Source organism: Streptomyces sp. NBC_00576, from assembly GCF_036345175.1.
GTDB lineage: Bacteria > Actinomycetota > Actinomycetes > Streptomycetales > Streptomycetaceae > Streptomyces.
In genome coordinates this window covers 3,157,258-3,175,269 of sequence record NZ_CP107780.1, presented here as the reverse complement: position 1 = coordinate 3,175,269, position 18,012 = coordinate 3,157,258, and the positions used below count along the sequence as shown (strand labels likewise).

At 70.2% G+C, this 18,012-nt stretch carries 13 protein-coding genes and 2 pseudogenes; 7 read left to right on the top strand and 8 right to left on the bottom strand.

What is annotated here, in order from left to right; translation table 11 throughout:
* Nucleotides 1-327 precede the first annotated feature (327 nt).
* From OG734_RS13140 to OG734_RS13120, 5 genes are all read right to left on the bottom strand, one after another.
* Nucleotides 328-2,406, bottom strand: coding sequence for a M4 family metallopeptidase (locus tag OG734_RS13140; RefSeq protein ID WP_330287669.1), 2,079 nt, complete (start codon nucleotides 2,404-2,406; stop codon nucleotides 328-330).
* A 240-nt stretch (nucleotides 2,407-2,646) separates the two neighbouring features.
* On the bottom strand, nucleotides 2,647-4,413 hold the full coding sequence (locus OG734_RS13135) for an ABC transporter ATP-binding protein (protein WP_330287668.1): 1,767 nt from the start codon (nucleotides 4,411-4,413) through the stop codon (nucleotides 2,647-2,649).
* Nucleotides 4,410-6,209, bottom strand: coding sequence for an ABC transporter ATP-binding protein (locus OG734_RS13130; RefSeq protein ID WP_330287667.1), 1,800 nt, complete (start codon nucleotides 6,207-6,209; stop codon nucleotides 4,410-4,412). The genes OG734_RS13135 and OG734_RS13130 overlap by 4 nt, the downstream gene beginning before the upstream one ends.
* A gap of 75 nt (nucleotides 6,210-6,284) precedes the next feature.
* Nucleotides 6,285-8,192, bottom strand: coding sequence for an ABC transporter ATP-binding protein (locus OG734_RS13125; RefSeq protein WP_330287666.1), 1,908 nt, complete (start codon nucleotides 8,190-8,192; stop codon nucleotides 6,285-6,287).
* Entirely contained in the window at nucleotides 8,189-10,081 is a 1,893-nt protein-coding gene (locus OG734_RS13120; protein WP_330287665.1) for an ABC transporter ATP-binding protein, read from the bottom strand. Before OG734_RS13120 ends, OG734_RS13125 begins: the two co-directional genes overlap by 4 nt.
* Before the next feature lie 182 nt (nucleotides 10,082-10,263).
* On the opposite strand from OG734_RS13120, the gene OG734_RS13115 reads away from it, so the two are divergent.
* From OG734_RS13115 to OG734_RS13100, 4 genes are read left to right on the top strand one after another with little or no spacing between them, the layout of a single operon-like run.
* A complete protein-coding gene (locus OG734_RS13115; protein ID WP_330287664.1) occupies nucleotides 10,264-11,181 on the top strand; it encodes an ABC transporter ATP-binding protein in 918 nt (305 codons plus the stop codon).
* Between the two features lie 5 nt (nucleotides 11,182-11,186).
* Nucleotides 11,187-11,936: an ABC transporter permease gene (locus OG734_RS13110; protein WP_330293646.1), complete on the top strand. Its 750-nt coding sequence runs from the start codon at nucleotides 11,187-11,189 to the stop codon at nucleotides 11,934-11,936.
* A gap of 59 nt (nucleotides 11,937-11,995) precedes the next feature.
* A complete protein-coding gene (locus OG734_RS13105; protein WP_330287663.1) occupies nucleotides 11,996-13,261 on the top strand; it encodes a sensor histidine kinase in 1,266 nt (421 codons plus the stop codon).
* On the top strand, nucleotides 13,251-13,895 hold the full coding sequence (locus OG734_RS13100) for a response regulator transcription factor (RefSeq protein ID WP_330287662.1): 645 nt from the start codon (nucleotides 13,251-13,253) through the stop codon (nucleotides 13,893-13,895). The genes OG734_RS13105 and OG734_RS13100 overlap by 11 nt, the downstream gene beginning before the upstream one ends.
* Nucleotides 13,896-14,149: 254 nt before the next feature.
* Here OG734_RS13100 and OG734_RS13095 read toward each other — a convergent pair whose 3' ends face one another.
* Nucleotides 14,150-15,346, bottom strand: a complete 1,197-nt coding sequence (locus OG734_RS13095; protein ID WP_330287661.1) for an RNA-guided endonuclease InsQ/TnpB family protein — start codon at nucleotides 15,344-15,346, stop codon at nucleotides 14,150-14,152.
* Between the two features lie 673 nt (nucleotides 15,347-16,019).
* Here OG734_RS13095 and OG734_RS13090 point away from each other — a divergent pair.
* The 3 genes and pseudogenes from OG734_RS13090 to OG734_RS13080 all read left to right on the top strand — a co-directional run.
* Nucleotides 16,020-16,283, top strand: a complete 264-nt coding sequence (locus tag OG734_RS13090; RefSeq protein WP_330287660.1) for a hypothetical protein — start codon at nucleotides 16,020-16,022, stop codon at nucleotides 16,281-16,283.
* On the top strand, nucleotides 16,267-16,761 hold the full coding sequence (locus OG734_RS13085; RefSeq protein WP_330287659.1) for a hypothetical protein: 495 nt from the start codon (nucleotides 16,267-16,269) through the stop codon (nucleotides 16,759-16,761). The genes OG734_RS13090 and OG734_RS13085 overlap by 17 nt, the downstream gene beginning before the upstream one ends.
* A gap of 27 nt (nucleotides 16,762-16,788) precedes the next feature.
* A pseudogene (locus OG734_RS13080) lies at nucleotides 16,789-17,172 on the top strand (hypothetical protein); the annotation flags it as partial.
* A 183-nt stretch (nucleotides 17,173-17,355) separates the two neighbouring features.
* On the opposite strand, the gene OG734_RS13075 reads toward OG734_RS13080, so the two are convergent.
* Both OG734_RS13075 and OG734_RS13070 read right to left on the bottom strand, forming a co-directional pair.
* On the bottom strand, nucleotides 17,356-17,709 hold the full coding sequence (locus OG734_RS13075) for a ferrous iron transport protein A (protein WP_330287658.1): 354 nt from the start codon (nucleotides 17,707-17,709) through the stop codon (nucleotides 17,356-17,358).
* Nucleotides 17,706-17,984: pseudogene (locus OG734_RS13070) on the bottom strand (hypothetical protein); the annotation flags it as partial. The gene OG734_RS13075 and the pseudogene OG734_RS13070, both read right to left, overlap by 4 nt.
* Nucleotides 17,985-18,012: the final 28 nt, after the last annotated feature.

The following is an 18,012-nucleotide window of genomic DNA, read 5'->3' as shown; positions in this document are numbered from 1 at the left end:
CCGGGCGGTCTTGGGGTGATCGACCGGAAGTACTTGTGGAGCTGGAGTGCTACTGCGGCGTGCGGTGGAAGAGTGACATTGGGGGCGCGTACATGTCATGACCCCAAAGTGATGTTGGCTGAAAATCGACTGCCGGGTGAACATTTCGTGCATGTAACACGACGCGATCTTGGTAAAGCGACAACAAAGATCTGGCACGGTGCCAACAAAAGCGCAGTACGGGAGCGGTAAAGACGGCGCCGCCCCGGTGAGTTGATCCACCGGGGCGACGCCCTGCCGCTCACGGGTCCTGAACGGTGCTCGAACGGGCCCTCAGTCGCTGTGTGTTCAGGCCGACGGGAAGGTGATCTTCCAGCCGTTGATCCTGCCGGTGTCCTGCGCCGCCTTGTCCTGGACCCTCAACTGCCAGGTCCCGTTGGCGACCTCGGAGGAGGCGTTGACCGTGAACGGCTCGCTCACGTCGTCCGCCGAGTCCGAGGAGCTGAACGGCTTCAGGTTGTAGACCGAGCCGTCCGGCGCCACCAGATCCACGACGAGGTCGCCGCGCCAGGTGTGCGTGATGTTCGGCGTGACGACCAGGTTGGTCGGCGCGTTGCCGGTGATGCCGGTGACCGCGAGCGACGAGGTCACGGCGGCACCGTTGTCCGGAATCGATACTGCGGTCGCGGACTCGAAGGAGGTGCCGGTGCCACCGCCACCACCGCCGGGACGCGTACCGACGTTGATACCGGCCCACGCGTTCTGCACGGCCGTGTACTCGGCGCTCGTCGTGCCGTACAGCTCACCGGCCGCCGCGAGGGTGCCGGTACGGGCCGCCGCGTAGTTGGTGGTCGACGTGAACTTCGTGGTGAGCGCGCGGAACCAGATCTTCTCCGCCTTGTCCCGGCCGATGCCGGTCACCGCGAGCCCGTCCGAGGTGGACGAGTTGTAGCTGACGCCGTTGATGGTCTTGGCGCCGCTGCCCTCGCTCAGCAGGTAGAAGAAGTGGTTCGCGGGACCCGACGAGTAGTGCACGTCGAGGCCGCCCAGGCTGGAGGACCAGCTGTCCCTGGACGCACCGTCCTTGCTCGGCTTGTCCATGTAACGCAACGGCGTGCCGTCGCCGTTGATGTTGATCTCCTCGCCGATGAGGTAGTCACCGACGTCGGAGGAGTTGTTCGCGTAGAACTCGACCGCGGTGCCGAAGATGTCCGAGGTGGCCTCGTTGAGACCGCCGGACTCACCGCTGTAGTTGAGGCCCGCCGTGTTGGCGGTGACGCCGTGCGTCATCTCGTGGCCGGCCACGTCGATCGAGGTCAGCGGGTTGGCGTTGCCCGACCCGTCGCCGTACGTCATGCAGAAGCAGGCGTCCTGCCAGAAGGCGTTGACGTACGCGTTGCCGTAGTGGACGCGCGAGTACGCGCCCACGCCGTTGCCCTTGATGCCCGAGCGGCCCTGGACGTTCTTGTAGTAGTCCCAGGTCAGCGCCGCGCCGTAGTGGGCGTCGGCGCCGGCCGACTCCAGGTTGGACGCGAGGCCGTTGCCCCAGACGTCGTCCGGGCCCGAGAAGAGGGTGCCGGTGCCGGAGGAGCCGCGGTTCAGGTTGTACGTCTTGTGGCTGCCGCGCGCGCCGTCGGTCAGGTTGTACGTCGAACCCGACTGCGTGGTGGTGAGGTCGACCGAGCCGCTGTACACCGTGTTGCCGGTGCCGGTCTCGACGCCCTGGTACTCGAAGAGCTTCTTGCCGGTGGCCGCGTCGGTGATGACGTGCAGCTCGTTCGGGGTGCCGTCGTGCTGGAGGCCGCCGACGACCGTCTCGTAGGCGAGCACCGGGGCGCCGGAGCCGGCCCAGACGACCTTCCTGGGCTCCTTGCTGAGCTTCGGGCTCTTCGACTCCGCCTTCGCGGCGGTCAGCGCCTGCTTCTCCGCCTTCGCGACGGGCAGCGAGGCTGTCGTCGTCGCCACCTTGATGGTGGCCCGCGACGCCTTCACGACGCCTTCCGTGGCGCCCGACTTGGCGGTGTCGACCACCAGGTCGCCGCCGAGGACGGGGAGTCCGTCGTACGTGCGCTCGTAGCGCGTGTGCACGGTGCCGTCGCCGTCCTTGAGGACGTCACGGACGACGAGCTTCTCCTTGGCGCCCAGGCCGAGTTCCTCGGCCGTCTCCGCCTTGGTCGCGTTGGCCTCGGCCATCAGCGCGGCGCGCTGGGCGGGGGACAGCTTGACGGACTCCGCGCCCGGTATGACCTTGCCCGCGGCCGACGGTGCCTTCTCCGGGGCTGCAGTGGCGGCACCGGACTGAACTGCCGCTGCCAGTAGGGCGGTTACCGCGACGAGGGCGCCGGTGGCGACCCGTCGCTGGGTGGCGCGGGAGAACTCGGTGGAGGTGGCGTGGGGGGCGCGTCTGTGGGACTGGCGTCTCAACACTGACTCCTTCTGCTTGGCCACTGGTCGAGTGGCCAGGGGGGACCGAACGGTGGTCGTCCGTCCGGGGCAGAACAGGTGCGTGCGGATGCGCGGCGAAGAACACAGCGGTGTGGCTGTGGAGCCGCTGTGAAGGTGCCGTGGGAAGAGTGGCAGGCAGGGCCGTACGCTGTCAGGACCGCGTCAACAAGTTGGCTGGAAAAGGTTCGTTGTCCGGTTGGTCATGTTCGCTATACGGGCTATTCAATCTTTTGCCATAGAAGTCGCCTGCTGCTCCCCGTGCCACGACCGCCACAGCGCCGCGTACGCCCCGCCCGCCGCCACCAGCCCCTCGTGCGTGCCGAGTTCGGTGAGACGTCCCTCCTCCATCACGGCCACCCGGTCCGCGTCGTGCGCCGTGTGCAGCCGGTGCGCGATCGCGATCACCGTCCGCCCTTCGAGTACGGCGGCCAACGCGCGCTCCGTGTGACGCGCGGTCGTCGGATCGAGCAACGCCGTCGCCTCGTCCAGGATCAACGTGTGCGGGTCCGCCAACACGACGCGGGCCAAGGCCAGTTGCTGGGCCCCTGAACCGTCGGTCGACTCCCCGTCGGGACCGAGCTCGGTGTCCAGCCCGGCCGGCATCTCACGCACCCAGTCGGCGGCGCCGACAGCGGCCAGAGCCGCCCACAACTCGGCGTCGGTGGCGGCCGGTTCGGCGATGAGGAGATTGTCCCGGACCGTGCCCAGGAAGACGTGGTGCTCCTGCGTCACCAGCACGACCTGGCGCCGCAGCTCCTCGGGCCCGAGCGAGGCGATCGGTACGCCGCCCACTGTCACCGTGCCCGAACGCGGCTCGTCGATGCCCGCGAGCAACCGGCACAGCGTCGTCTTGCCCGCCCCCGACGGCCCCACCACCGCAAGCCGTTCACCCGGCCGCACCGTCAGATCGACCCCGCGCAGCACCTCGCCCCCACGGTCGTACGCATACCGAACCCCGGTCACGTCGATCCGGTCGCCCACCGGCACCGGCGACGCCTCGGACCCGCCCCTGGGCGCCCGACCGAGCCCCTCCACCCGCGCGAACGAGGCACTGCTGCTCTGCAGTTGCTCCATCCACGTGAGCACCTCGTCGAGAGGCGCCTCCAACTGCCGCAGATACAGGGCAGCCGCCACGACCGCGCCCAGACTGATCGTCCCCTGCCCGTGCAACGCACCGCCCACCACCAGCACGACGACCACGGGAAGGACGTACGACACCTCCACCGGCGGAAAGAACACGGTCCGCAGATACAGCGTGTGCAGGCGCCGGCGCCGGGAGTCGTCCAGCGCCTCCCGGCTCACCGCGACCCGCCGCTCCTCAAGCCCGAACGCCTCGACCGTGCGCGCGCCCGAGGCGGTCGCCGCGAGAATTTCAGCCACCTCGGAGTTGGCGGACCCCTCGGCGAGATACGCGGTACGCGCCCGGCGCAGATACCAGCGCAGCGCGAACCAGATGCCGGCCTGCGCGAGCACCGCGGACAGGCCGAGCAGCGGATCGAGCGCGAACACGGCGCCGACGATGAACAGACACTGCACCGAGGCGATCAGCAGTTCCGGCCCCGCATCGCGCAACGTCGTGCCGACCGTGCTGACGTCGGCCGTTCCCCGGGCCGTCAGATCGCCGGTCCCGGCCCGCTCCACCACCGACGCGGGCAGCGCGAGCGCCCGGTCGACGAACTCCTCCCGCACCCGCGAGAGCGTCCGCTCCCCGAACCGGTACCCCACGTACCGCGCCCAGCGCGCCAGCAGCAACTGGGCCACCGCGCACACCACGATGACCAGCCCGAGCCGGTCCACGGCCGAGACCCCGGCGCCCGCCCGCACCTCGTCGATGATCCGCCCGAGCAGCCACGGCGCGACGAGCCCGGCCCCGGCGGCCAGCGAGTTCAGCAACAGGAGCGCGACGAAGGCACGACTGTCGGCACGGATCAGCCGAACGGCGGCCCGGCGGACGTCGGCCGCGGTGGCGATGGGCAGTTGGGCACTCACCGTACGGACTCCTCGATGTTCTCCAGGCCCTCTTCGCCGGCCAGGTCCTGCCGGTCCTGCCGGCCTTCCTCGTCGATCTCGTCCGCGTCGCGTGCCACCAGGGCCCGGTATCCCGGTTCCTCCGCGAGCAGGCGCTGGTGGCTGCCGACGGCCGCCGCCTTGCCGTCGATGAGGTAGTACACGGTGTCCGCCCGGTCCAGCAGCAGGGGCGATGTGGACGCCACGACGGTCGTACGGTCCGTGCGCTCGCCGCGCTCGGCGCGCAGCCGGTCCGCGACGGCGGCCTCGGTGTGCGCGTCCAGCGCCGACGTCGGCTCGACGGCGAGCAGCACCTCCGGGTCGGCGAGCAGCGCCCGCACCAGCCGTACGCGCTGCCGCTGCCCGCCGGAGAGGTTGCGGCCCTGCGCGTCGATCGCCGAGTCCAGCCCGTCCGGCAGCCCGAGGACGATGTCGTCGGCGACGGCCGCGCGCACCGCCCGCGCGATGGCCTCCTCGCCGTGCTCCCCGCGCCCGGAGACCAGTTCGCGCAGGGTCCCGGCGAACAGGTCGGCCTCGTTGTCGGCGACCAGGATGCGGGCGCGCACCTGGGCGAGGGCGATCTCGTCGAGCCGTACGCTGCCCCAGGTCGCCGCCGACGGCGCGAACCGGCCGAGCCGGTCGACGACGGCGGAGGCATCGCCGGGCCGGGCACCGGCGAGCGCGGTCAGCCGCCCCGGTACGACTCTCACGCCGGAGTCGGGGTCGTGGAGTGCGGACGGCGACGCGGGCGCGTCCAAGCCCCGGCCACCGCCGCCGCTGCTGTCGTCGTCGGGGTCGAGCGCCAGGAACCGTACGACCCGCCGGGCGGCCACCAGGGCCCGGCTGATCTGGAAACCGCACTCGATGAAGAACGCCACCGGCATGATCAGCACGGCGACATAGCCGTACACCGACACCAACTCGCCCACGCTGATCGACCCTTGGGCGGCGAGCCGGGCCGCGAGCCAGGTCACCAGGGCCAGGAACAGCGTCGGCAGCCCGACCCCGAGCGCCTGGATCCAGCTGCTCACCGCCCCGACCCGGTACCCCTGCTCCTGGAGGCGGCGCGAGTCACGCCGGAAGGCGTCGGCGAACAGCCCTTTGCCGCCGAGCCCGTTGAGGACGCGCAGTCCGCCCGAGAGGTCCCCGATCCGGGCGGTCAGGACGCCCTGACGCTCCCGGTACGACGACTCCACTCCCTGCAGCCGGCCGAGCAACGGCCCGACGAGGACGGCGACCACGGGCACGCCGAGCAGGATCACGGCGGCGAGCGTCGGTGACACCGACAGCAGCAGTCCGGCGACCACGCTGTAGGAGACGATCGCGCCGACACCCGGCCCGACGAACGTCAGCGACTGGGCGATCGTCTGCACGTCACCGACGCCGATCGTCACGACCTCCCCGGCCCCGACCTGCCGGGGCAGCGCGGCCCCCAGCCGCACGGCCTGCCCGATCACGACCTTGACCGTACGGAAGTTGGCGTCCATCCGGACCCGGGTCATCGTGCGGTGCCGCATGATACTCAGCCACGCACTGAACGTCCCGGCGGCGAGGATCGCGCCCGCCCAGCCGGCCAGCACGGCCTGGTCACCCGGTTCGAGACCGTCATCGACGGCCCGGGACAGCAGATACGGCGACAGTGCCATCAGCGTCGTCCAGGTGCTGCCCAGCAGCGCCCCGACCGCACACCGCCGCCACTGCTGCCGCACCAGCCACAGCAGATAGCGGGCGGGGCCACGGGAGTCGGGCGTGCCGGGATCCTCGTACGCGTCGATCATTTACCCGTCGTCCCCGTTCCGTGCTGTGCCGTTCCGTCCCGTACCCAGTGCTCATGACCCCACGAACTCACGCGCTCACGCCAGGCTGTCCCGCCAGGCCCGGTGCAGATCCGCGAACCGGCCCGTACCGGCGATGAGTTCGGCCGGGGCCCCGTCCTCGACGACCCGTCCGTGCTCCATCACCAGCACCCGGTCGGCGATCTCGACGGTCGACAGCCGGTGCGCGATCACGACGGCCGTACGCCCCTTCAGTACCGTCGACATCGCCCGCTGCACGGCCCGTTCACCCGGGATGTCGAGCGAACTGGTCGCCTCGTCGAGGATCAGCACCGCCGGATCGGCGAGCAACGCCCGTGCGAACGCGACCAGTTGGCGCTGCCCCGCAGAGATACGGCCACCTCGTTTGCGTACGTCCGTGTCGTAGCCGTCGGGCAGGGTGGTGATGAAGTCGTGGGCGCCGATCGCCTTGGCCGCGCGCTCGATCTCCTCGCGCTCGGCGTCCGGGCGGCCGATGGCGATGTTGTCGGCGACGCTGCCGGAGAACAGGAAGGCCTCCTGCGTCACCATCACGACCCCGCGCCGCAGGTCTCTGCCCGACAGGTCGCGCAGATCGACGCCGTCGAGGAGGACGTGTCCCTCGGTGGGGTCGTAGAAGCGGGCGAGCAGCTTGGCCAGGGTGGACTTGCCGGCGCCGGTCGAGCCGACGACCGCGACGGTCTGCCCGGCCGGGAGGGTGAGGTCGAAGCGGGGCAGCACCTCGCCGCCGGTGCGATAGGCGAACCGGACCCCGTCGAAGACGACCTCGCGCCCCGGGTGCTCGGACTCACGTACCGGAAGCTCCCGCGGAGCCGACGGCTCCGGGACCGAGGGTGCCTGGGCGAGCAGCCCGGAGATCTTCTCCAGGGAGGCGGTGGCCGACTGGTAGGAGTTGAGGAACATACCGAGCCGGTCGATCGGGTCGTACAGCCGGCGCAGATACAGCACGGCGGCGGCCAGCACACCCAGCTCCAGCGAACCGTCCGCGACCCGGTGCGCACCCCACAACACCAGCGCCGCGACAGCCGTGTTGGCGACGACCCGGGAGCCGACGACGTAACGGGCCATCTCCAGGATCGCGTCGCCGTTCTTCCGCTCGTGATGCCGGTTGAGAGCCTCGAACTCCGCGTCGTTGGGGGCCTCGCGACGGAACGCGCGCACCGGCCGGATGCCGTTCATCGTCTCGACGAACTTGACGATGACGGCGGCGATCGCGGTGGACCGAAGCGCGTACACCCGGCCGGCCCGGCGCCGGTAGAGCCGGACGAGGAGGTACAGCGGCACGAAGGAGGCGATGGCGAGCGCGCCGAGGCTCAGATCCAGCCAGAGCAGGACGGCCGAGATGTAGGCGAAGGACAGCGCGATGGTGACGAGTTCCTGGAGCCCGTCGTTCAGCAGCTCGCGCAGCGACTCGACGTCCGCCGTGGAACGGGAGATCAGCCGGCCCGAGGTGTAGCGCTCATGGAAGTCGAGGCTGAGCGCCTGCGCGTGCCGGAAGATACGCCCGCGCAGATCGAGCAGCGCGTCCTGACTGACCCGGGCGGCGGCGGAGATGAACCAGTACTGCAGCCCGCCCGAGGCCAGCGCGCAGAGCAGATAGCCGACCCCGACCGCGACGAGCGGCCCGTTGTCGTGGTCGCGGAAGGCCGGTACGGCACGGTCGATGGCGTATGCGACGAGCAGCGGGCCCGCCTGGACGGCCGCCTGCTGGAACAGCAGAAGCACGGCCGTGAGGGCGACGCGCCCCCTCATCGGGGCGAGAAGGGACCGGAGCAGGGCGGCGGTGGCGCCCTTGGGGGTGGGGAGGTCGTCCTGGTCGAAGGGGTCGTCGGGGGAGGAGGAGGGGGATCGGGGATCGGTGAGGGCGGCTTTGGCGTCCTGTTCGGCGTCCGGCCTGGCGGGCTGGTCGTCGTCGGGGGTCGGCGCGGTGGTCGTGGGCGCCGTCATCGGGCGGCCTCCTCGAAGCTGTCGGTGCTGTCGGTGCCGTGGGGGGTGTCTCTGCGGTCGGTCTCCTCGTCCGCGCCGGCCATCAGCCAGGCGTACTCGGCGTTCGTCCGCAGGAGTTCGTGATGCGTGCCCACGGCGGCGATACGGCCGCCGGAGAGCAGGGCGACGCGGTCGGCGAGCAGGACCGTGGACGGGCGGTGCGCCACGATCAGGGCCGTGGTGTCGGCGAGGACCCGGCGCAGCGCGGCCTCGACGGCGGCCTCCGTGTGCACGTCCAGCGCGGACAGCGGGTCGTCGAGGACGAGGAACCGGGGCTTGCCCACGACCGCCCGGGCCAGCGCCAGCCGCTGCCGCTGGCCCCCGGACAGACTGAGGCCCTGCTCACCGACCTGGGTGTCCGTCCCCTGCGGAAGCGAGTGCACGAAATCGGCCTGCGCCACGGAGAGCGCGTGACGCAACTCGGCCTCGCCCGCCTCGTCCCCGGCACCCATGAGGACGTTGTCGCCGACGCTCGCCGAGAAGAGCGTGGGTTCCTCGAAGGCGACGGCGACCAGGGCACGCAGCTCTTCCCTGGGCAGGGCGGCGATGTCCTGCCCGTCGAGGGTGATGCGCCCCGAGGTCACCTCGTGCAGTCGGGGGACGAGCGCGGTGAGCGTGGTCTTGCCGCTGCCGGTCGTGCCGACGAGGGCCATGGACTCGCCGGGACGGATGCGGAGGTCGACGCGGTCGAGGACGGGCGGGGAGTCGGCGGGGGCGTCGGGATACCGGAAGGAGACGTCGTGGAAGCGGAGTCCACGCTCGGCGCCCGAGGAATCGGCGACAGCGGCAGGGGGTCCGGCCCCCGGAACCACCTCTTCCGGAACGACCTTCCCCTCACCCTCGGGATCCTCGTCCATCACCTCGAAGTACCGTTCCGTGGCGGTGGCCGCGTCCTGGCTCATCGCGAGCAGGAAGCCGATGGAGTCGACGGGCCAGCGCAGGGCGAGGGCCGTGGACAGGAAGGCGACCAGCGTGCCGGCCGACAGATCGCCGTCGGCGACCTGCACGGTCCCCAGCACGAGCGCCGCCCCGATCGCCAGCTCCGGCAGCGTGACGATCACCGCCCAGATCGCCGACAGCAGCCGGGCCTTGTGCAGTTCGGTCCCGCGCAGTGTCCGCGACAGCTCACGGAACGCCCGCGCCTGACTGCGGTGCCGTCCGAACCCCTTGATGATCCGGATGCCGAGGACACTCTCCTCGACGACCGTCGTCAGGTCGCCCACCTGGTCCTGTGCGCGCCGGGCCACGAGGTGGTAGCGCCGCTCGAAGACGATGCACACGATCAGTACGGGGATGGCGGGCCCCAGGATCACCAGCCCGAGCGACCAGTCCTGGACCAGCATGATGATCACGCCGACCAGGATCGTCACCGCGTTGACGAACAGGAACGTCAGCGGGAAGGCGAGGAACATCCGCAGCAGCTGCAGGTCCGACGTCGCCCGGGACAGCAACTGCCCGGACGGCCACCGGTCGTGGAAGGCGACCGGCAGCCGCTGGAGCCGCCGGTACAGCCCCGCCCGCATCGCCGCCTCGACCCCGGCCAGCGGCCGGGCCACCAGCCACCGCCGCAGCCCGAACAGCAGCGCCTCGCCGACCCCGAGCAGCAGCAGCCACAGCGCCCCGAACCACACACCGCGGGAGTCATGGTCGGCGATCGGCCCGTCCACCATCCACTTCAGGACGAGCGGAATCACCAGCCCCATGCACGACGCGAGGACGGCGACGACGGCGGCGGCGAACAGCCGCGCGCGCACCGGCCGCACATAGGGCCACAGTCGCAGCAGAGTGCGTACGGCGGAACGGCCGGCGTGGGCCGCGGGGTCCTTTGCGGTTGCACGTGTCGTGGACATCGAACCGAGCCTACGGACCACCACTGACAGTGCCTACCGAGTTTTGACCCGAACTCGGTCGGCCGAAGGTCCTACGACCTGCATGTTCGAGAAGTCGTACATGCGCATCAACCGATCGGCTGATGCCGTTCCGAGCGCGTCGGCCGATGTGCCGACCCTTCCCGCAGCGCGACGCTGATTGCATGTCCGTCATCGAAGTAAGCGAACTGCGCAAGTCCTACGGCGGCCGGCCCGTCGTGGACGGCATCTCCTTCGCGGTGGAGGAGGGCGAGATCTTCGGCATCCTCGGCCCGAACGGCGCCGGCAAGACGACCACCGTCGAATGCGTGGAGGGCCTGCGCGTTCCCGACGGCGGCCGGGTCCGGGTCGCCGGCCTCGACCCGGTCACCGACCACGAGGCCACCAGCCGGGTCCTGGGCGCCCAGCTCCAGCAGAGCGAACTGCAGGCCAAGCTGACCGTCCGCGAGGCCCTGGAGCTGTACGCCGCCTTCTATCCACGCCCGGCCGACTGGCGCCCGCTGGCCGAGCGCCTCGGCCTGACCGACCGTCTCGACGCCAGGTTCGGCAAGCTCTCCGGTGGCCAGAAACAGCGCCTGTTCATCGCGCTCGCGCTCATCGGCAGCCCCCGGGTCGTCGTCCTCGACGAACTGACGACAGGCCTCGATCCCCGCGCCCGCCGGGACACGTGGCAGCTCATCGAGGACGTACGGGCGAGCGGGGTGACCGTCCTCCTCGTCACCCACTTCATGGAGGAGGCGCAGCGGCTCTGCGACCGGATCGCCGTGATCGACAAAGGACGGATCGCCGCCCTGGACACCCCGGCCGGTCTGATCCGCCGCTCGGCGGGCGCCACGGTGATCAGTTTCACACCGTCCGCGCCCTTGGCCGAGGACACCCTGAGCACGCTTCCGGCGCTCGCGTCGGTCGACTACAGGGACGGCCGCGTCACCCTCTCCGGCACCGACGAGACCGTCAACGCCGTCATCACCCTCCTCGCCCGCAGCCATGTCACCGCCCACCAACTCCGTGTCACCGACGCCACGTTGGACGACGCGTTCCTCGACCTCACGGGACAACCTCAAGAAGGCAGGGCGGCATGAGCGTCATGAACACATCCATCGCCGACACCGCCGTACTGAGGACCGAGATCCGGCTGCTGCGCCGCGAACCCGGCGCTCTCTTCTGGATCCTGCTGTTCCCGACGCTCCTCCTGGTGATCCTCGGCTCGATCCCCTCCTTCAGTGACCCCGAAGCCGACCTGGGCGGCCTGCGGACGATCGACGTGTACGTACCGGTGGCCGTGCTGCTCGGTCCGATCGTCGGCGGGCTCCAGTCCATGCCGCAGACCCTCACCGGCTACCGCGAGCGCGGCATCCTGCGCCGGATGGCCACCACCCCGGTCCGCCCCGCCGCCCTGCTCTCCGCACAGATGCTGGTGTACGGCGGGGCGGCCCTGACCTCGTCGCTGCTCGCCCTCGCGGTGGGCCGGTTCGCCTTCGACGTACGACTGCCTCGGCAGCCCTTCGGCTACGCCCTGGCCCTCGTCCTGACCGTCCTGGTCGCCCTCGCGCTGGGCGCGGTGATCTCCGCGCTGTCCCGGACGACGAAGGTCGCGGGTGCGATCGGGTCGGCAGTGTTCTTCCCGTCGATGTTCTGCGCGGGCCTGTGGGCGCCGGTGCAGACCATGCCGGACGTGCTGGCCAGGATCGTCGGCTGCACCCCGTTCGGCGCGGCGGCCGAGGCACTGAACCGGGCGGCGGCGGGGAACTGGCCCGGCTGGGACCACCTGGGCGTGCTGGTGGCCTGGACGGTACTGCTGACGGCCGGCGCAGCGCGCTGGTTCCGGTGGGAGTAGCGGGAGCCATGGGGGTAATGGGGGTAGGGGACGGTCGGCGGTCCGTGCAGACTGGGGACATGACCGCGGCGGACACAGAGAACGACCGGCGCATGGAGCAACTCCACATCTGGGGGCCGTACGGGCTGCTCGGTGTCAGCGTCGTCCTCGCGGCCGTCTCCGCCGAACTGATCGACGGCCCCGTCGAGTGGCAGGCCGCCGGGGCCCTGGTCGGCGCCGCGCTCGCGCTCCAGGCCTGGTGGCACGGCACCCGCTCGCGGCGGGCCGATCGTGGCCGGACCCCTTCCCGGGCGGGGACGGCTTACTACATCGTCCGCTGGGCGATCGCCTTCCTGCTCACCTGGATCAACCCGTTCTTCGCGTTCTACGCCGCCACCGGCTACATGGACGCCGACGAGCTGATTCCGGGCATGTGGCGGCGGCTCGGGCTGTTCGCCAGCGCGGTCACCGTGGCCGCCGCGCAGGCCGGCGGATTGTTGTTCGAGAGCGGGGTCCAGTGGGCCGCGTTCGCCGCGCTGCTGGTCGTCAACTTCGGTCTGCAGGCGCTGGTCGCCCACGCCACCGAGCAGGAGGAGCAGCGCTCCCGCGACCGGGCCGTCACCATCACCGAACTCGAACGCACCAACACGGCGTTGCAGCAGGCCCTCGACGAGAACGCCGCCCTGCACGCCCAACTCCTGCACCAGGCAAGGGAAGCGGGCGTCGCGGACGAACGGCGCCGGCTGGCCGCCGAGATCCACGACACCATCGCCCAGGGCCTGACCGGGATCATCGCCCAGCTCCAGGTGGTGACGAACACCCCCGACCGGACCCAGGCGCGCGAACACATCGACCGCGCCATGAAACTGGCCCGCCACAGCCTGGGCGAGGCCCGCCGTTCCGTACAGAACCTGGCCCCCGTGGCCCTGGAGAACGACGGACTGCCGGAAGCCCTGAAGAAGACGGTCGCGGACTGGGCCGAACGAACGGACGCCCGCGCCGAGTTCACGGTCACCGGCCCGGCGGAACACCTGCACGCCGAACTCTCGGCGACCCTCCTGCGCATCGCCCAGGAAGCCCTGTCGAACGCCTCCCGCCACGCCCGAGCGTCAAGGGTCGGCGTCACCCTGACCTTCCTCGGCGACGAGGTGATCCTCGACATCCGCGACGACGGCGAGGGCTTCGACCCGCTCGCGGTCCGCGAACGCACCCGCTCCGGCGGCTTCGGCCTCGACGGCATGCGCGCCCGCGCGGAACGCATCGCGGGCGCGCTCACCGTGGAGTCCGAGCCGGGCCAGGGCACGGCGGTCTCGGCACGCGTACCGTTGGTGCGCCATGACAACTGAGCCCTCCGATGCGCCCATCACCCTGCTGATCGCCGACGACCACCCCGTCGTACGGGACGGCCTGCGCGGCATGTTCGAGTCGGCGCCCGGGTTCGCGGTCCTCGGTGAGGCGTCGAACGGCGTAGAGGCGGTGGGACTGGCCGTCACCCTCGACCCGGACGTCGTCCTGATGGACCTGCGGATGCCGGGCGGCGGCGGAGTCGACGCGATCGCCGAACTGGCCCGCCGTCGATCCCGGGCGAAGGTCCTCGTCCTGACGACGTACGACACGGACTCCGACACCCTCCCCGCGATCGAGGCGGGCGCGACCGGCTACCTGCTGAAGGACGCCCCGAGGGACGAACTCTTCACGGCGGTACGGGCGGCGGCCCAGGGCCGCACGGTCCTCTCCCCGGCGGTGGCCTCCCGGCTGGTCTCCGCGGTCCGCACCCCGGGCAACGAGCCCCTCTCGGCCCGCGAACGCGAAGTCCTGGCCCTGGTCGCCAAGGGCACGTCGAACCGGGAGATCGCCCGCGTCCTGTTCATCAGCGAGGCCACGGTGAAGACCCATCTGACCCACCTGTACACCAAGTTGGGCGTGAAGGACCGGGCGGCGGCGGTGGCGACGGGGTACGAGCGGGGGATCCTCGGTTAAGTCGGCGTAACCGGGGCGAGGTCGGCTGACTCGGGTAAGGCAGGAGCCCGTTGGCGATGTCCTCCCACGCGGCCTTCAGCTCGGCGAGCAACCCGGGCCTGTTTCGCGGCCCGGATCTTCGCGGCGATCTCGGCACCGGTCTCCTCGTCGCCCTTGGCGAGCCAAGGCCAGTGCGGGGTGGTCATCTTCTCGGCCGTGAGCGGCCGAGCGTGTGTACTCGGTCGTTCACACCTTGTCGCGCTCCCGACTGTCCCCTACGGCAGGACGGTCACGGGTCGCATCTCCCGCTCCGGCTGAACCGGTGGCGGGACGGGCATGGTGACGAATGCCCACGCCGAGCGTGCGCGGTCGCGCACGTTGACCCCGGCGACGTGGTCGGCGGGCCCAGCGAGGCCACACCGACGACAGGAGAAATGGTCCCGGTCGGGCCGGTTGGCCCGCTCGGTGTGCCCGCAGCGCGGACAGCGTTGTGAGGTGTAGGCGGCGTCCACCTCAAGAAACGGCACCCCGGCCTTACGGGCCTTGTAGGCGAGGTGCTGCCCGAGCTGACGGAAGGGCCAGGAGGAGAGAGTGCCCCGCTGGTCGCGGCGTAGCCGTACCCGCTCGCGGATCCCGCCGAGTTCCTCGACGGCGATCCCTCGACCGGTGCGTTGCGCGACAGACACGATCTCCTTGGAAATCCGATGGTTCACATGCGTAGCATGACGCTGCTCCTTGCATGCACGGCGGGTCAGGAGCCGCCGGGCCGAGCGAGTGTTCTTTTTCTGTAGTTCGGTGCGTTTGCGAGCTTGCCAGCGGCGATACCGTGAGAGGCGGCGGCCCTGATGGTTGATTCCGTCGCTAGTGGTGGCGAGGTTGACGATGCCCCGGTCCACCCCCACCCAGTCCGCTGGCTCATACACTTGCGGATCTGGGATCTCGCAGGTGGCGATCAGGAACCACTTGCCGCCTCGGCACACCAGGTCGCTCTCGCCCTTGCGGTGCGCCGCGAGGGTCTTGAGCTGGTCGGGCGAGCCGGTGTAGCGGATCCCCTTCATACGCCCGTCCACGGTCCAGATAGAGACAGTGCGTGCGTCGTACTGCCATGACAGACAGCGGTCATCGAACGGCTGGGCTGCCTCTGGACGGAAGACAATAGGCGAGCTGACCGCCCTGCGGTAACGCCGGGAGGTGGGCAGGCCCAGATTCCCGGCCTGCAGGTTGGCCTTCAGGGTTGTGTAGGCGTCGACAACCTTCTTCACCGCCCGCACCGCTGGCTGCGCGGATAGCCCGAAGGTCGACTTCAGCTCCGCGTACACCTCCTTCTGTAGGCTGTTGCGGTCCTTCAGGCCCTTGGCGGAGGCAACGGTGGAGGCGTGCGTGGCCGCCCGATTACAGGCACGCAGAGTCGCCTCCAGCGCCGACGCCTGCACGGGCGTCGGCAGCAGCTTCACCTGCACCACCAGCTTCACAATCCCGGACCGTAGTACGGCAACCGCACACGTGATCGCCGTTCACCCGGGGATCATCAGCACAGGTGACATTCAGAATGATTGTTCGCATTACCCGGCTCCGCCGGCGGCCAGGGGCAGGTTTTCAGGCGCGGCCCACAATGTGAGCGGTGCTGGGGGAGGTCTGCATGGATCTCCGGCAATCCGGTGCGGACGGTTGCACGGGGCGGCCGTCGAGAGCGTGGCACAAGGCTGCGCGCAGGTGTTCGGCCTCGGCCAAGGAGAGCAGAAGCTCGACATCCGCTGTGATCTCGCCGTTCCGGGACAACCGCAAAGGTAACGCCAATCGGTCGTCGCCGGTGTGGTGCAGTGGGCGCCCTGGAACGCGTTCGATCCTCCAACTCATGAGGTTCCGCCGATTCGTGCAAGGCGGTACGTGCCCCACAGTTCACGCCCGTCCGTGCACCCGGCCTGCGCCTTACCGGCCGAGCGCGGCCGGGACCGGGACCGCCGTGGACGACTCGGAAAGCGTGAAGTCCAGGAACTGGAGGCGACTGCACATGCTTTCCGCGCATGGGACCACAAATTCGGCGGAGGCTTGCGCCGGAAAGCAGTCATCGGGCAACTCAACGAAGTAGCCGGCCATTTGGAAGAGCAGCAAACACCGGCAGTGCAACAGAGTTTGTTCCGTGTGATGGCTTATCTCGGTGGCACGGCCGCCACGATGACCTGGGACTCGGGGATGCAGGGGCAGGCCCAGAAGTACTACCTGCTCGCGCTGCGGGCGGCTCACGCCGGTGGCGATGCGGTGTTCGGCGCCAACGTACTGGCGGGCATGGCACGGCAGATGCTCTGCCGGGAGCGTCCTGGAGACGCCCTGGAGCTTGTCCACCTGGCTCAGAAAGGCGTACGGAGTAACGGCAGGCCCGCGTGTTCGGGCCATGCTGCACACCCGTGAGGCTTGGGCCTACGCGGCTATGGGCCGTGGCGCTGCTTTTCGGCGGGCCACAGCTGAGGCGACCGAGGCCCTCAGCGACGCAGAAGCCCTGGAAGAGCCGTACTGGATCGCCTACTTCGATGCCGCTGAACTGGCGGGCGTAACCGGTGGCCGTCTGCTCGAACTCGCCCGCCAGGACCCACGGCAGTACGCCGACGCCGCCGCCGACTCCATTCGGCACGCCCTCGCGACGCGCGGCCCCGAGGCCGGGCGGAGCCACGCCCTGGACCTGATCGGCCTGGCCGAGTGTCACTTCCTCCAGGGAGATGTCACCAGTGCTGTCGACCGCACGCGTGCTGCCGCCGATGCGGCCGGGCGGACCCAGTCCAACCGGGTGCGAACGCAGCTCGGCCAGTTGTACCCGTACACAGTGAGGCGCAATACGTCCCGGGCCATGAGCGAGGCGCGCACCATGATCCGCGATGTGCTGGCCGGCTGAGGGAACCGAGAGGGTGCTGACGGCCAACTGACCGGCGTCTCCTGCCTGGCCAAGGGTGCCGACGCCCTGTTCGCGGAGGTGGTCCTGGAACTCGGCGGACGACTGGTCGCGGTCATCCCCTCCCAGGACTACCGGCAGAACAAGGTCAAGCCGGACCACGCCGAGACCTTCGACCGCCTCATGGCATCGGCCGACGAGGTGCTCGTACTCCCGCACGAGGCGGCCGACCGGTCGGCGTACGAGGACGCCAACCGGACCCTGCTCCAGCGCGCCGACCGACTCGTCGTGGTCTGGGATGGCGAGCCTCCCACCGAGAAGGGCGGCGGCACGGCGGACACGGTCCTGGAGGCACAGGAGGCGGGACTGCCCGTCGAGGTCGTATGGCCCGAAGGAGCGGCCCGTCGCGGATGAGCGGTGCCGGCAAAAGCGCCGGTCCCGGATCGCCGCGTCCTGTTGGTTGAGGGACGGCTGCCTGCGCCTTCGCCAGGAATGCTCATATCTCGGCTGCCGATGCCGGGTCGGGCTTCAGGGAGGGCCAGTGGTCCCGCGTCGACCGTGTCGTACCCGAGGATGTCGAGCAGTTCGGTTGCGCGCCTACGCTTCGGGTTGCGGATCCGTCCGCAGGTACCGGCCCCAGATCCGGGCCTTGCGATAGGGGCCATCCCCGCCGCTGTCGTACTGAGGCGCGTCAAAGGTGACCCAGTACAGAAGCTCGCCACTGAGCGCGTGAGCATGTTCGTTGGGTACAGGCGCACCCATGGCATTGATCGTTCCGGGAAACTCGACCTGCCACGGACCGTCCCAGTCCGGGTCCCGAATGACCGTGACCCGGCTACCCGGCGCCAACGCACCAGTCGGCCATGTCTGGCTCAAAGGACGACCGAGGATGCGCTCCATCACCTGGCGGTCATCCACATCCGCAGGAATAGGGTCGGAACTGTCTGTCATGGCGCCCACCCTGCCCGCACCACTTCAGAAGCACCAGAAGATAAAAGACAAGGCGAGGGTCTGTGCCCGTTCTGTCGCCACTGCGATGCCGGCAGAGCCGAAGCGGTCCCGTCGTAGAGCCGTTGGGCGAGCGCGGGCCGGTCCTCGGTGAGCTTCGGCCGGTGCCCGCCGACCCGCCCTCGGGCCCGCGCTGAGGCGAGCCCGTCGTTCGTGTCCGCCACGATCGGTTCGCGCTGGAGCTCTGCCAGTACGGACAGCATCCCGAACATCGCCTGCCCCGCATGGGAGGCCCGTCTCGCTGCC